Source organism: Streptomyces sp. NPDC101225 (assembly GCF_044767585.1).
Classification (GTDB): domain Bacteria; phylum Actinomycetota; class Actinomycetes; order Streptomycetales; family Streptomycetaceae; genus Streptomyces.
Window position 1 is genome coordinate 198,851 of sequence record NZ_JBIWOE010000011.1, and the last position, 12,997, is coordinate 211,847.

Genomic DNA, 12,997 nt, shown 5'->3' on the forward strand with positions numbered 1-12,997 from the left:
AAACGGGATCCTGCGTTTTCAAACCTCATAGTTCGCGCCATCACGTGCGGGCATGCCCACCGTGCCCGCTTTCGAGCAATTCAGCCCGGCATCCGGTATGCGCGCGTCGACGGCAATTCATCCAACAGGAAATCCTCGGCGAAACCACAACGGGCCGATCGACGATCCGGTGTGACTCTTCTTTTGCCGAGCCGATTTGCGAACAGTACCGCAGGCTTCCAGTGGTCTCGATTGCGATACCCGCACGCCACAAAAGGCGTGAGATGCACGCGAAGGAACAGTCGGGGAAAATGTCGATTTATGCGACCGCCTCAGCAGTAGCTCATTTGTGCCCATTTTAGATGCCTACTGATTGAGTGGTCAACAGTGACCCACGCCACATTCTTTCGACTGCGAGCCGTCGCACGCGAAAGACGGGCGAATTGGTTGTCCAAAAATAGTCGATGGCAAAGTGCCCATCGCCGCCTGTTCGGACATTCGCAATACCTCAAAAGAAGCCGGCCCTCGACATGGCAGGCGTTCTGCGCAGGAGTGCGGCTTTTGACAGAGTGTCCGGTCGTTGAATTCCGGCCGAGAGCGAGCCTGCCGGACTCCGCCTCCCGGCACGCACCACGGCATCTCCCTTCAGGGCGGTGCGGGTCCGCGGTCCGCGGCCCGCGGTCCTCGGCGGCGTGGCCGCCCCCGTCCTGGATGGCATGGCACGCCCTCGGGCCGATGCGCTTGAAGGACGGTTCGCGAATCCGTCATCCTGCGCATTCAAGGCGGCAACGGCGAAAAAGCCCTCGTCCGCGACCCGGACGCAGGTTCCTGCCGAACCCTGGAACAGCCCGCCGCTCCTCAGCGTGCGCAAGACCATCACTGTGGTGTGGGTGACCGCCTTCACCGTCACCGGCGTGGGCTCGCCCCTGCTGCCCCGCTATCAGCCGGACAAGCACCGCCCGCACGACCCTGACCATCGCCGGCATCGCTCTCCCAACCCTGTTCACGGTCCGCCACCCCGACCTTGCCCGCGCCCGCTCGTCGCCGCGCAGCGGACCGCCGCAACGACGCAGGACGGCACCAAAACAACGCAGGACAGCACCGAGTAGGCACCGCACCCGCGGCGAGGGCGCTTCCATGTGCTGCCACATGGAAGCGCCCTCGCCGCACCCGCTACGCCGTCATCTTCAGCGCTCGCCCTTCAGGAGCGGCCGGCGTCAGCGCTCCCCCTTCCGCAGCCGGAGTTGGGCGTGGATCGCCTTGAGGGCATCGCCCTCGCCCGACTCGGGGATGGTGGGCGACTGGAAGTCCGCCTCCTCCGAGCCGTCCTCCATGGCGATGCTCACATGGGTGACGATTTCGATGCCGCCGCCACTGGCCACCTCCAGCCGGAACTCACGGGCCTGCGTGACCTGATAGCGCCTGCTGTTCCTGCCGTTCCTGGACGACTCGTTCAGATCGCCGCGCAGGGCGTTGCCCGACCGGTGGTTGGTGTGCGTGGTGAGGGAGACGATGTCGCGGTAGTAGTACTCGTAGGTCTTGTCCTCCAGCAGTTCGCCGGTGACGAAGTCCCAGGTGCACAGGCAGGCGCTGAGATGGGACTCCGTCATCGCGACCAGGACGGCCCGGTAGCGGGAGAAGCGGACGATGCCGTCCCCGCCGACCTGGATCTCGGAGCTGGCGTCCTGGCCGTACAGCGGCACCAGACGGGTCACCAGCCTCAGCCCGGAGATGTTCAGCCGCTGGTGGGCGTGCTGGGCCACGAACGCCTTGTCCTCGTCGAACCACTGCGCGACCTGCTCGTCGGTGGGCCGCGGATGGCTCGCCTCCCATGCCGCGTCGAACTCCTTCTTCTTCTCCAGGTAGCGGCCCGCCGCCTTCACCCCGACGATCGCGCCCGCGACCAGCAGCAGGAAGCCGAGGAACGCGCCCCCGCCGGACGCCGCGACCAGCGTGACCAGTCCGATCACGGCGCCACCGCCGCCACCCAGCATCAGCGCCTGATCGGTGCTCGCGTCCAGCGGTTCGGGCACCGGCGTGAAGTACTTCCGCATGAGCTTGGCGCGCTCGGTGTTACGGCCCCGGGGCTCGCGGTTGCGGCCCGACTGCGGCAGCGGCGCCACCCCGACGCGCTCGACGAGAGCCCGCCACACGGCGGACTCGGTCGCCTCGACCAGCGTGACGATCTCCATGATGTGCCGTACGTCGGCGTCGTGCGCGGAGGCCATCAGCTCGCGCGGGGTCGGCGGGTCGTACGCGCGTCCCTGGCCCTCGTAGTGGTCCTCGCGTATGACGGCCCACAGCGCGTAGGCGTGCGGGCGGGCGCCGGCTGCGCGCACCGCCGCCTGGAGCTGCTCCTCGATGGAACGGATCGTCGGCCCGTCGACGGTGCGCGGGGTGCGGCCCGCCAGCATGGCGAGGGCGAGGTAGTAGCGGAGGTCGCCGTCCGCGTCGCCCAGCTCGATCGCCTTCCTGAACCGGGCCTCGGCCTCCGGGTACAGCCGGGCCTGCAGCGCCTGGATGCCCAGGTAGCGGTGGTTCTCGTCCTTGCCGAAGTGAAAGTTGACCGTGCCGATGGTGTCCGCGTTGAACTGACCGCCAACGTGCTGTCCCCGCTGGTCGTAACTGGTCATGCCTGCCCCCCGAACAACACCTTGACCAGGCCCTCTACGTGCCCGACGAGCGGAGCGAGCGCGCTCACCCCGGCGAGCGTCTCCTTGACCCGCTCGACCAGAACGGCGAGCCGTCGCTTCTTGGCCTGCTCGGCGGCCGGCTCACCCGCCTCGGCGGCCTCGGCCTGCTGCGCCTCCCGCAACGTGCCGACCGCTCCCGCGTACGTCTCGTCGTCGATCCCCTTCTCCCGGTGCAACTCCTCCACCGCACCGAGCAGTTCGGCGATCGCGTCCCGCAACGCCGCGCCGCCCGACCCGTCCCCTTGCACGACTCCGGTCCCCCCGAAGTCCTTCATGGTCACCGTCTCGGCGTTGACCTGATTCCCTACCGTCTGGCCCGTCTGATTGAAGGTAGCCATGCCGAATTTCCCCCTACTTTTCCCCTTGCTCGCGGGCACGAGGAACGCTTGATTCCGGACGCCCGAGGAATGCAGAGCGTAACGAAAATTCATGTGACAAGCACCGAAATCCATCAACTCGGCAATTACGTTCAATAACCTAAGCTGTAGGCCAGAAATAATCATCAAGTCGGTCAATTCGAATCACATACGGCCGCGACCCGCCTCTTCCCAGGGAGTGCCGGAATTGATTCGAACCGTGGAGACCTCCCCGCAGGGGAAGTGGGGAGTCACGGCATCCGGGCAACGCGTGTATGCCGCCGAGTTCTGTGAGCGTGCGGTACGGATCGCCAGAGAGACCGGGAAGACGATCCCGCAGGTCGACGAGGAACGGGACGGCATGACCTTCGTCACTCCTGCCGGCAACGGGTGAGCACCACCCGTCAGCGTCAACGACCAGGTCACCGCACCTGCGCCACTGACGCCCGGACACCGACAACACTCCCATTCCGCCACGCTCATGACGTCTCGCCGGCTGACAACGCTCGAGCCCCGCTGCGACCCGAGAGCGAGCCGTTCTCCCACGCCTCGGTGACCTCCGCCGGCGGCGCGGCCGGAACTGGAGCGGGGACGTTCACCGTCTACGCCACCGATGAACGTGACCATGCGTCCACGGCGACCGGTCAGTACGTCGACGGCCTGCTCCCCCGCGTAGCACCCCCCACTCGGCGCCGATGCGCCCGTTCCGGTTCGTCAAGCCGTCCGCCAGGCACCCGGGCAACTCGGTGACCGCACCAAGACGCCGAAATCCTGAGTCTAAGCTGAGGAAGATTTCGTGGCGTGGGGCACTTGTCGTGCGTCGTGGCCGACAACCGGACCGCTCGCGACGGTGTGTGACGACCGGCCGGCGCCCGGGGACGCCTGGTCCGTGGTGGGCCGTGACACGAGGAGGTCAGGTGGCGGTATCAGGCGCGGGAGAGAAGTCGGCGGGGCTGGGCGTGCCCGCGCTCGTTTCGATCGGTGTCGGCGGCATGGTCGGTGGAGGCATCTTCTCGGTCCTGGGCCTGACCGTGCAGGTCGCAGGTGCGGGCGCCTACCTCTCGTTCCTCGTCGGCGGCATCGTGGCGGCCCTGACGGGTGTGTCCTACGCCCTGCTGTCGGTACGGGTCCGCAACCGCGGTGGGACGGCCGCCTTCCTCGACCAGTCCTTCGGCACGAAAGTGGCCGGACCTCTCAACCTGCTGCTGTGGCTCAGTTACTTCGTGATGCTGGGGCTCTACGCCGTCGCCTTCGGCTCCTACCTGGCCGCACTGCTGGGTCTGCCCGCCGGCTCGAACCGCCTGCTCGGCAGCATCGTCGTGGTCTGCTTCGCCGCGCTCAATCTGGCCGGTGCCCAGGTGGTCGGCCGGGCGGAGGCAGTGCTCGTCTACTTCAAGGTGACCGTCCTGCTGGTCTTCTGCATCGGCGGCCTGGCATTCGTCGATACGGCCCGGGTCTCACCGTCCGCGTTTCCGCACGGTGGCGCCATCGTCTACGCCGGAACCCTGATCTTCCTCGGCTACGAGGGCTTCGAACTGATCGCCAACGCCGCAGAGGACGCCAAAGAGCCGGAACGCACCCTCCCACGCGCGTATCTCCTCTCCATCGCCAGCGTGATCGTCCTGTACGTGCTGGTCGCCTTCGTCGCGGTCGGCAACCTCACCTCATCGCAGATCACACACGACCGGGACTACGCACTGGCGGTCGCGGCCCGGCCGCTGCTGGGCCAGGCAGGGTTCTCTCTCATCGCGATCGCCGCGGTCGTCTCCACCGCCAGCGCCATCAACGCCACCCTGTACGGCACCGCCAAGTTCACCTACCTGATGGCCCGCCACGGCGAACTGCCCGAACACCTCGCCGAGCCGGTCTGGCACCGCCCGATCGGCGGTCTCATCGCCACCACCCTCGGCACCCTCCTGGTCGTCAACCTGGTCGACATCGAAGGCATCAGCCTGATGGGATCGGCCGGGTTCCTGATCGTCTTCGCCGCCGTGAACCTCGCCGCTTCCCGACTTCCCGATGCCCGCCCCGCAGCGAGGGCCGCCGCCGGATGCGGCGTGGCAGCGTGCGCCGGATGCCTTGTCGCGCTGACCACCTACGCCGCCACCACCATCCCACGGCAACTCGCCGTGTTCGGCGCCATGCTCGGGGTCGCCGTACTGGCCGAGGCCGTCATCCGGGCCCGGGGCCGCGCCCTGCCCCGGGATGCCAGGCCGCACACCCCTGCGCCGAAGCGGTGACCAAGCCCGAGGACGAGGCGACCGCGGCACCCGCCGCCCCACTGATGGCCGTGGCCGAGCGGCACATTGCTGCCGGCCCGTGGACGCCCGGCGGCCCGGCCTGACGCCGGCGGTCGGCTCCGACGAAGTGCGACGAAAGCGCGCACACGCAGCACGCTCGACTCACCGATGTCTCAACCTCACTGCGCATCAAGCCGGTTGGCGTCGCCGCTACTGATCACCATGGTTGACTGGCGGGCATGTCGACCTCACTCGGTGTGACCCGACCGAACCAGGTTTCCTACATGTTGCGCGCCGCTGCGGGCGACGCCGGTCGGGCCTACAAACAGCAGATGATCGATCTACTGGACATCGCGCACGGCCAGACGGTGCTCGATGCGGGCTGCGGCCCGGGAACGGACCTTCCGGCGCTCGCCGAGCAAGTCGGCAAGGACGGCAGGGTGATCGGCATCGACCGTGACCCCGCCATGCTGGCCAAGGCCCGGGAACGCACCAGCGGACTGCCGGCGGTGGAGATCCGAGAGGGCGACGTCCACGCCCTTCCCGTCGCTGCCGAGTCGGTGGATCGAGCAAAGATCGACCGGGTCCTCATGCATGTCGCCGATCCCGCCGAAGTACTCGCGCAACTGCACCGCGTCACCCGCCCGGGAGGAGTGGTCGGTCTCGTCGAGCCGGACTGGGACACCCTGGTGGTCGACGCCGAAGACCTCGACACCAGCCGAGCCTTCACCCGCTACACCACCGACCACGTCGTCCGAAACGCCACCATCGGACGCAGCCTGGCCCGCCTCGCAGACGGCGTCGGATTCGACGTCCGCACCGTGGTGACGACCACTCCCGTCTTCCGGGACTTTCACGACGCCGACCACACCCTGGGGCTGGGCCGCACCATGCACCTGGCCATCGACGAGCATCACATTGACCAGCAACGAGGCCATCGCTGGTTCACCGGCCTCTCCACGGGCCAGTTCTACGCCTCCTTCACTCTCATCACGGTGATCTGCTCCCGCTGAAGCACGATCCGGTCGCTCAAGGCCGGCGCGTCCGGCGTGGGGCCCGCCGCGCGACGCCCCGCTTGGTTTCCGGCACCCTTCCTCTGACGCACCCATGGTGTCAGTGATACCGTAGATACCATGTCCGATCCCAAAGCGATGAGCCTGCGTTTTCCCGACCCTGCGCAGCGGGCCGCCATCGCGGCGGCGGCCAAGCAGGCGGGGGTCAGCATGCAGGAGTACATCCTCTCCGCCGCCTACGACCGCGCGACCGCCGTGGAACGGCACTTCCTGGACGGCTTCAAGGCCTCCATGGACCGTAGCGGCGCGGCGTTCGCGGCCGAGCCCGGCAATCTCGACCCCGGCCCCGAGCAGCGGGCGGCCGAGCAGGCCGCGCTGCGCGAGCTCGAGGACCGGGAGCGAGGCCACGCCGCGTGACCCAGCCGGAACCGCTCCACCCGCTCGACGTCACCTTCCTTCTGCACGCCGCCGAACTGCTCGACGGCGATCCACAGGTCGACGACTACGGCCCGCTCTACGCCGCCGTCGCCCGGGTCAACGCCAAGGCGATGGAACGCGACATCTACGGCTCCCCGTACCTCAAAGCCGCCGCACTGCTGCAGACCCTGGCGAGACTGCCGAGCCTTGAGCACGCGAACGAAGCCTTCGCCTGGCACGCCACCGAGGCCTATCTGATCCTCAACGGACGCCCGCTCGACTACCCGCCCAAGGCAGCGGTCGCGCTCGTACACGACGCGGCCTCCCAAGCTGTCGGTGTCCCCCGAATCGCCCGCCAACTGCGCGACTGGACGGTCACGTGATCCGCGTCCGCCGAGCGCGCGCCGCGATGTGAGACTTGCGGCATGGACATGGGCCGTGAGTCGCGGTGGGAAAAGGACGCAATGACGGTGGAGATCGTTTTCGCCCTGGTCACTGCCATCGTGCTGGCGGCCGCGGTCTTCGCCGTCGCTCTGACCCTCGTGCTGGCCTTCGGCATCTCCGGGGCCGCGAGGAAGGACGCGCTGGTGGCTGGTGCGCTCCTCGGGACGGCGGCCGGAGTATGGCGTCTGGTACGGGTGTTGCTTCGGTTCGACCAGCAGCGCCGGATGGGCCGCTGACTGCGGCCCTTCTCCTTGAGGCCGATCTTCTTGAGGCGTTCCTCGTCCTCGACGAAGGAGGGCGTCGTACGCGGCGGCGGTGTCCGCAGGTTGGCTCCGGGTGATGGAGTCGAGCCGAACCTGACAGGTACGCGGGGCACCGTTGCCGTAGAACGTCAGGCGCCACGGTAGAACGGGCGCTGCCGACGGACCCGCTCCACGCGACGTACGGACACCGCACGGCACGGCCTTGAATCGCACCCCTTTTCGACTCACCCTCTGTCTTGACTCGGACACCGGCCGTACACTGCCAACTCAGGGGAGTTCAGGGCTGATTGACTGGGGGAGCCGTCATGTCCTGGGACCAGAACGCGCATCCGGACTTCGTCGTTCCACCCATGCCGACCGCACCGCCGCCCGCTCCGGCGGACCCGCTGCGCGCCGTCGCCGTCGCGCTGCTCAACCTCAGCGGACTGGGTCTCGGCTATGCCCTCGTCCGCCGCTGGGTCCTGATGATCGCTTGCCTGGTCGCGACGGGCATCCTGCTCCTGGTGGCACTGCCCGCGGACCCGGACGGCGTCCCGGGCGCGCTGCTCGTCCTGTATCTGATCGTCCTGGTGGCCGCGGCCGTGCACGGTGCGCGGCTGGGCCTGCGGACGCGACTGGCGTGGCCGCCGAACGCCCTGGTCGCGGCCGTGCTCGGCATCGTGCTCCTGGCCGTACCCGCCGGCGGGGCCGTCCTGTACGACCACGCGCGGGACGAGGCCACCGAGCAGATGCTCCTGGACCGGCTGGCGCGGGCCGACGAGAAGGTGAGCCGGGCCGGGGCGCAGTCCTTCGCGGTGGCCGAGGCGGACTACCGCCAGGCCCTGTCCGTCTACCACGGTCTGGCTGCGGACCACCCGCACTCACGGGCCGCCGCCAAGGTGCCGAGCCGGCTCAAGACCTACTACACCACCGTCGCCGGCCCCTACGCGGAACAGAACTACTGCGACGCCGTACCGCCGTTGAAGTACCTCCGCACCGTGCCGCGCACGATCGGCAAGAAGACCCTCGGGACCCTGTCCACATGGCCCGACGACAGGCTGGCCACCTCGCTCTACGCGTGCGCGGCGGCGTCCATGAGCAGCGAGACCTGGACCACGCAGGTCAACGATCTCCTGGCGACGTTCCCCAAGTCCGAGCAGGCCAGGAAGGTGGGACCCACCGTCGACGCCGAGGTGGGCAAGGCCGTGAAGGCAGTGGGCGGCAGCGACCCCTGTGCGGCCGTCCGGCGCCTGGACTCCCTGTCCACGCAGATCCGTGGAGTGTCGGGAGAGCAGGCCGGAATCGCCGACACGCTCGCCAAGTCGGCCGACCGGGCGCAGCGGAGCGCGGTGTCGGGGACGTACAACTGCGGTGTCGCCCAGTACAAGGACGGCAGCTTCAGCGAAGCCGTCACCAGCATGGACAAGTTCGTCAAGGACAACCCCGGCAGCGCGCACAGCGGCCGCGCCCGGAAGATCGCCATCGCCGCGGAGGTCGCCGAGACGGTGCCCGCCGCCGGCAAGCGTCTGCCGACCACCCGCTCCGGCGGCAGCATCGCCGTCACGGTCAAGAACGACAGCCCCGACAACATCACCGTCCTGTACACCGGCCCGGTGACCGGGAGCTTCTCCCTCAAGGCCTGCGGCAGTTGTACGACCTACTCCGCGCTGGGAAGTTCCCTGTTCAACTCGAAGCCGTGCAGCGACAGCGGGAAGAACTACCCGCAGAAGACCATCCGCCTGCCCGCGGGAACCACCTACTTCGTCCACAAGTCCCAGAGCGGGCTCGGCAAGACCCCTGCCTCGGACACCGCCAAACTCAGGTCCGGCTACATCTACACCGAGTGCGCCTACACGACGAGCCTGAGCTACTGACCGACCTGGTACGCGCCGCACCTCGCGCAGGGCGGAAGGGCCTCGTGGTCGCCGGTCAGGGAACGGAACGGGAACGGAGTCAGGGACAGTCCGGGTGACTCGGACGTCCGCACTCCGCGGGCTCCTCCCCTCCGTTCCGCGACCGTTCAGGAGACCCTTCATGCACCCCCTGCTGCGCATCAGTGAGGAAGTGGGTGACGCGCTGGCCGAGAGGCGGCCCGTCGTCGCCCTCGAATCGACGGTCATCGCGCACGGTCTGCCCTATCCGGGCAACGTGGAGACCGCGCTGGCCATCGAGAAGGCGGTCCGCGAGTCGGGAGCGGTGCCGGCGACCGTCGGGCTGGACGACGGCCGGTTCACCGTCGGCCTGTCCCCCGACGACATGGAGCGGTTCGCGGTCGGCACCGATGTGCCCAAGGTGTCGAGCCGGGACGTCGGTGTCGTGCTCGCCGGCGGCGGCATGGGGGCCACCACGGTGGCGTCCTCCCTCGTGGCCGCCGACCTCGCCGGCATCCCGTTCTTCTCCACGGCGGGGATCGGCGGCGTGCACCGTGGCGCGGGCGAGAGCTTCGACATCTCCGCCGACCTCGTGCAGTTCACCCGCAGCCGGGTGGCGGTCGTGTGTGCCGGTGCCAAGAGCATCCTCGACCTGGGGATGACCCTGGAGTACCTGGAGACCCTGGGCGTGCCGGTGATCGGCTACCGCTTCGACGACTTCCCCGCCTTCTACTGCCGCTCCAGCGGTCTGCGCGTCCCGCGGCGGATCGACGACCCCGGCGACGTGGCGCGCGCGGTGCGGATGCACTGGGCGGCCGGCCTGCCGGGCGGCCCCCTGATCACCGCGCCCATCGACGAGGAACACGCCCTCGACAGCGAGGTCATGGAAGGAGTGATCCAGCAGGCGCTGCGGGCCGCCGAGGGCGACGGGGTGCGCGGTCCCGCCGCCACCCCGTATCTGATGAAGGCCGTCTCGCGGGCCACCGAGGGCCGTTCGGCCGCCGCCAACCGAGAGGTCCTGATCAGCACGGCCCGGCTCGCCGGACATCTGGCCGTCGCCTACGCCACCACCGCGGAACCGGCCGGGGAGGCCGCATGACCTCCGCCATCGTCTTCGACATCGACGGCACCCTTGCCAACACCCCCGCCGCGATCGCCGAGTTGATCGGCGACGTGGTGCGCGGTCTCGGCGCGTCGCCCGGCCGGTCCCAGGTGCTGGCGACGGTCGGGAAGCCCCTGGAAGCCTCCCTCGCGGGCCTGTTGGGCGTGGCCGTCGACGACGCGGCGACGGCCGAGGCCGCCGCCCGCTACCGCGCCCGCTTCGCCACGGACGTCCTGAGCCAGGGCCCCGCGCTCCTGCTGCCGGGCGTGCCCGAGGGCCTGGACCGGCTGCGGGCGGCCGGGCACCTGCTCGGGATCGCCACCTCCAAGATCTCCGCCGGCGCGCTCGCGCTGCTGAAGGCCACGGGCGTCGTCGACCGGTTCGACACCGTCGTCTGCCACGACATGGTCGAACGCGGCAAGCCCCACCCCGACATGGCGCTGCGCGCACTGGCCGACCTCGGCGCATCGCCGGCGGAGTCCTGGTACGTCGGCGACACCGTCACCGACATGGCGATGGCCCGTGCCGCGGCCCTGCGCACGGTGGGCGTCTCCTACGGGGTCGACTCCGCCGCGGCCCTCACCGCCGCCGGCGCCGACCACGTCGTGACCGACTTCCCCTCGGTGATCCGCGTGCTCCTGCACGAAACCACCGTCACCTCCCCCGACCACGCCGGGCCCCGCCCGGAACCGACCGGAGCCCTCTCATGACCGTCCAGACCTCGCGCACCTCCCCCCACGCCCACGCACCCGCCCCCTCCCCCGAGGTCACCTCATTCAGCGGCCGGATGAAGGCCGCGCTGCTCGCCCTGTCCATCGCGCAGTTCCTGGTGGCACTCGACTACTCGATCATCTACGTGGCCCTGCCCAGCATCGGTTCAGGACTCGGGCTGCCGCCCGAACGGCTCCAGTGGGTGGTGTCCGCCTACGCCGTGTTCTTCGCCAGCTTCCTCGTCGTCGGCGGCCGGGCCGCCGATCTGACCGGGCCGCGCCGCCTCTTCCTCGGCGCCCTCGGCCTGTTCGGCGCCGGCTCGCTGGCGGCCGGACTGGCGGGCGACCCGTGGCTGCTGGTCGCCTCCCGTGCCGCGCAGGGCGTCGGGGCCGCCGCCCTGACTCCGGCCATGCTGGCGCTCATCGGGGCCGCCTTCCCGGCCGGTCCCGTGCGCTCCCGGGCGCTCGCGGTCTGGGGTGCGATCGGCGCGGTGGGGCTCGCGGCCGGGGTGCTGATCGGCGGCGTGCTGACCTCCGCCCTCTCCTGGCGGTGGGTGTTCTTCGTGAACGTGCCGCTCATCCTCGTCACGGTCGTCCTCGCCCTGCGGGTGCTGCCCACCGGGGAACGCGCCCAGACGTCGGTACGGCGTCTGAACATCCCCGGCGCGGCCCTGTTCACCGGCGCGGTCCTCTTCCTGGTCGCCGCGCTCACCCAGGCCGCGGTCGACGGCTGGACCTCCCCCTCCTGCCTCGGCTGCCTCGCCGCCGCGGTCGCGCTCGGCACGGCCTGGACGGCGTACGACCGGCGGCCGGCGGCCACCCCGCTCATCCCGGCGGCCCTGCTGCGGGTCCGCTCACTGGCGGGCGCCAGCGCGATGTCGGCGCTCTACATGGCGAGCGTCGGCGCGGAGTTCTTCCTGATCACCCTCTTCCTCCAGAACATGTGGGGCTACGGCCCGCTCGGCGCCGGCATCGCCTTCCTGCCGCTCGCGCTCAGCGTGGTGGCGGGCAACCTCGTCACCGGCCGGCTCGCCGGCTCCTGGGGGATCCGTCCCACCCTCGCCACCGGGTTCACGGTCGGCGCGGCGGGGCTGGCCCTGCTCGGGCTCGGCACCGGCGGCCCGGGCTACTGGACCGCCGTGCTGCCGGGCCTGCTGGTCAGCGGACTGGGCCAGGGGATGGCCTTCGCGGGCATGTACATCGCGGGCACCAAGGACGTACCGGACAGCGACCAGGGCACCGCGTCGGCCGTGCTGACGACGACGCAGTACACCGGGGGCGCCATGGGGCTGGCCGTCCTGGTGCTCGTACTGGGCGACGCGCCGGGGAGCGGGGCGTTCGGCCGGGCCTACGCGCTGACCGCCGTACTCGCCCTGGTCGCCGCGGCGGTGGCCCTGCGGACGCTCACGCCGCACCCGGCCGCCGGGGCCGAGCGGGATGCCGGAGGCGAGCGGTGACGCTGCCCCGTGTGATCGAACCCGGTACGGGCCCCACCACCGTCGTGGGCGGCACCCCGGTCTCCTTCCTCGTCACCGGGGACGACACGGCCGGCCGCTTCGGACTCACCGAGCACCGGCTCCCGCCCCGCGCCCCGGGAGCGCCGCTGCACTTCCACAACGAGCTGACGGAGATGTTCTACGTGGCGAGCGGCGACGTGCTGCTCACCCTGGGCGGGGAGCGGCGTGTGGCGGGTCCGGGCACGTTCATGACGGTGCCGCCCGGGACCACCCACGCGTTCGGCAACCCCGGCGCCGATCCCGCGACGCTGCTGGTGATGTTCACCCCGGACGGCGGCCGGGAGACGTACTTCCGCGAACTGGGCGAGCTGCTGGACTCCTCGCCCGAACCCACCCCCGAGATGCTGGCGGAACTGGCCCGCAGATTCGACCAGTTCCCCGCGACCGAGGGCCTCGTGGCCCCCGAGAAGTGA

At 69.9% G+C, this 12,997-nt stretch carries 14 protein-coding genes; 12 read left to right on the forward strand and 2 right to left on the reverse strand.

What is annotated here, in order from left to right; genetic code table 11:
- Positions 1-671: 671 nt before the first annotated feature.
- On the forward strand, positions 672-1,088 hold the full coding sequence (locus ACIRPX_RS18575) for a hypothetical protein (RefSeq protein WP_404195296.1): 417 nt from the start codon (positions 672-674) through the stop codon (positions 1,086-1,088).
- A 108-nt stretch (positions 1,089-1,196) separates the two neighbouring features.
- Here ACIRPX_RS18575 and ACIRPX_RS18580 read toward each other — a convergent pair whose 3' ends face one another.
- Together ACIRPX_RS18580 and ACIRPX_RS18585 are read right to left on the reverse strand one after the other, a co-directional pair.
- Positions 1,197-2,612 (reverse strand): hypothetical protein, encoded by a 1,416-nt coding sequence (locus tag ACIRPX_RS18580; protein ID WP_404195298.1) that lies wholly within the window; start codon positions 2,610-2,612, stop codon positions 1,197-1,199.
- A complete protein-coding gene (locus ACIRPX_RS18585; protein ID WP_404195301.1) occupies positions 2,609-3,010 on the reverse strand; it encodes a hypothetical protein in 402 nt (133 codons plus the stop codon). Before ACIRPX_RS18585 ends, ACIRPX_RS18580 begins: the two co-directional genes overlap by 4 nt.
- A gap of 226 nt (positions 3,011-3,236) precedes the next feature.
- Between ACIRPX_RS18585 and ACIRPX_RS18590 the strand changes: the two genes are divergently transcribed.
- The 11 genes from ACIRPX_RS18590 to ACIRPX_RS18640 all read left to right on the forward strand — a co-directional run bounded on the left by ACIRPX_RS18590 (position 3,237) and on the right by ACIRPX_RS18640 (position 12,997).
- Entirely contained in the window at positions 3,237-3,422 is a 186-nt protein-coding gene (locus tag ACIRPX_RS18590; protein ID WP_404195303.1) for a hypothetical protein, read from the forward strand.
- A 523-nt stretch (positions 3,423-3,945) separates the two neighbouring features.
- The gene (locus ACIRPX_RS18595; RefSeq protein ID WP_404195305.1) at positions 3,946-5,268 is read left to right on the forward strand and encodes an APC family permease; all 1,323 of its coding nucleotides are present in this window, start codon (positions 3,946-3,948) and stop codon (positions 5,266-5,268) included.
- Positions 5,269-5,507: 239 nt separating this feature from the next.
- Complete coding sequence (locus ACIRPX_RS18600) at positions 5,508-6,281, forward strand: methyltransferase domain-containing protein (protein WP_404195308.1); 774 nt, start codon at positions 5,508-5,510, stop codon at positions 6,279-6,281.
- A gap of 120 nt (positions 6,282-6,401) precedes the next feature.
- A complete protein-coding gene (locus ACIRPX_RS18605; protein ID WP_404195311.1) occupies positions 6,402-6,698 on the forward strand; it encodes a DUF1778 domain-containing protein in 297 nt (98 codons plus the stop codon).
- Positions 6,695-7,081: a fic family toxin-antitoxin system, toxin component gene (locus tag ACIRPX_RS18610; protein WP_404195314.1), complete on the forward strand. Its 387-nt coding sequence runs from the start codon at positions 6,695-6,697 to the stop codon at positions 7,079-7,081. The genes ACIRPX_RS18605 and ACIRPX_RS18610 overlap by 4 nt, the downstream gene beginning before the upstream one ends.
- Before the next feature lie 42 nt (positions 7,082-7,123).
- Positions 7,124-7,378, forward strand: coding sequence for a DUF6332 family protein (locus ACIRPX_RS18615; RefSeq protein WP_404195316.1), 255 nt, complete (start codon positions 7,124-7,126; stop codon positions 7,376-7,378).
- Positions 7,379-7,710: 332 nt separating this feature from the next.
- Positions 7,711-9,258 carry a hypothetical protein gene (locus ACIRPX_RS18620; protein WP_404195319.1) on the forward strand — a complete coding sequence of 516 codons (1,548 nt, stop codon included), beginning with the start codon at positions 7,711-7,713 and terminating at the stop codon, positions 9,256-9,258.
- A 160-nt stretch (positions 9,259-9,418) separates the two neighbouring features.
- The gene (locus ACIRPX_RS18625; protein WP_404195321.1) at positions 9,419-10,354 is read left to right on the forward strand and encodes a pseudouridine-5'-phosphate glycosidase; all 936 of its coding nucleotides are present in this window, start codon (positions 9,419-9,421) and stop codon (positions 10,352-10,354) included.
- Complete coding sequence (locus tag ACIRPX_RS18630; RefSeq protein ID WP_404195324.1) at positions 10,351-11,067, forward strand: HAD family hydrolase; 717 nt, start codon at positions 10,351-10,353, stop codon at positions 11,065-11,067. Before ACIRPX_RS18625 ends, ACIRPX_RS18630 begins: the two co-directional genes overlap by 4 nt.
- Positions 11,064-12,524: an MFS transporter gene (locus ACIRPX_RS18635; protein ID WP_404195326.1), complete on the forward strand. Its 1,461-nt coding sequence runs from the start codon at positions 11,064-11,066 to the stop codon at positions 12,522-12,524. Before ACIRPX_RS18630 ends, ACIRPX_RS18635 begins: the two co-directional genes overlap by 4 nt.
- Positions 12,521-12,997 carry a cupin domain-containing protein gene (locus tag ACIRPX_RS18640; protein ID WP_404195329.1) on the forward strand — a complete coding sequence of 159 codons (477 nt, stop codon included), beginning with the start codon at positions 12,521-12,523 and terminating at the stop codon, positions 12,995-12,997. The genes ACIRPX_RS18635 and ACIRPX_RS18640 overlap by 4 nt, the downstream gene beginning before the upstream one ends.

Coding starts and splice junctions, on each gene's coding strand:
- ACIRPX_RS18620 (WP_404195319.1), top strand. CDS start 7,711: ATGTCCTGGGACCAGAACGCGCATCCGGACTTCGTCGTTCCACCCATG.
- ACIRPX_RS18625 (WP_404195321.1), top strand. CDS start 9,419: ATGCACCCCCTGCTGCGCATCAGTGAGGAAGTGGGTGACGCGCTGGCC.
- ACIRPX_RS18600 (WP_404195308.1), top strand. CDS start 5,508: ATGTCGACCTCACTCGGTGTGACCCGACCGAACCAGGTTTCCTACATG.
- ACIRPX_RS18585 (WP_404195301.1), bottom strand. CDS start 3,010: ATGGCTACCTTCAATCAGACGGGCCAGACGGTAGGGAATCAGGTCAAC.
- ACIRPX_RS18630 (WP_404195324.1), top strand. CDS start 10,351: ATGACCTCCGCCATCGTCTTCGACATCGACGGCACCCTTGCCAACACC.
- ACIRPX_RS18605 (WP_404195311.1), top strand. CDS start 6,402: ATGTCCGATCCCAAAGCGATGAGCCTGCGTTTTCCCGACCCTGCGCAG.
- ACIRPX_RS18635 (WP_404195326.1), top strand. CDS start 11,064: ATGACCGTCCAGACCTCGCGCACCTCCCCCCACGCCCACGCACCCGCC.
- ACIRPX_RS18580 (WP_404195298.1), bottom strand. CDS start 2,612: ATGACCAGTTACGACCAGCGGGGACAGCACGTTGGCGGTCAGTTCAAC.
- ACIRPX_RS18615 (WP_404195316.1), top strand. CDS start 7,124: ATGGACATGGGCCGTGAGTCGCGGTGGGAAAAGGACGCAATGACGGTG.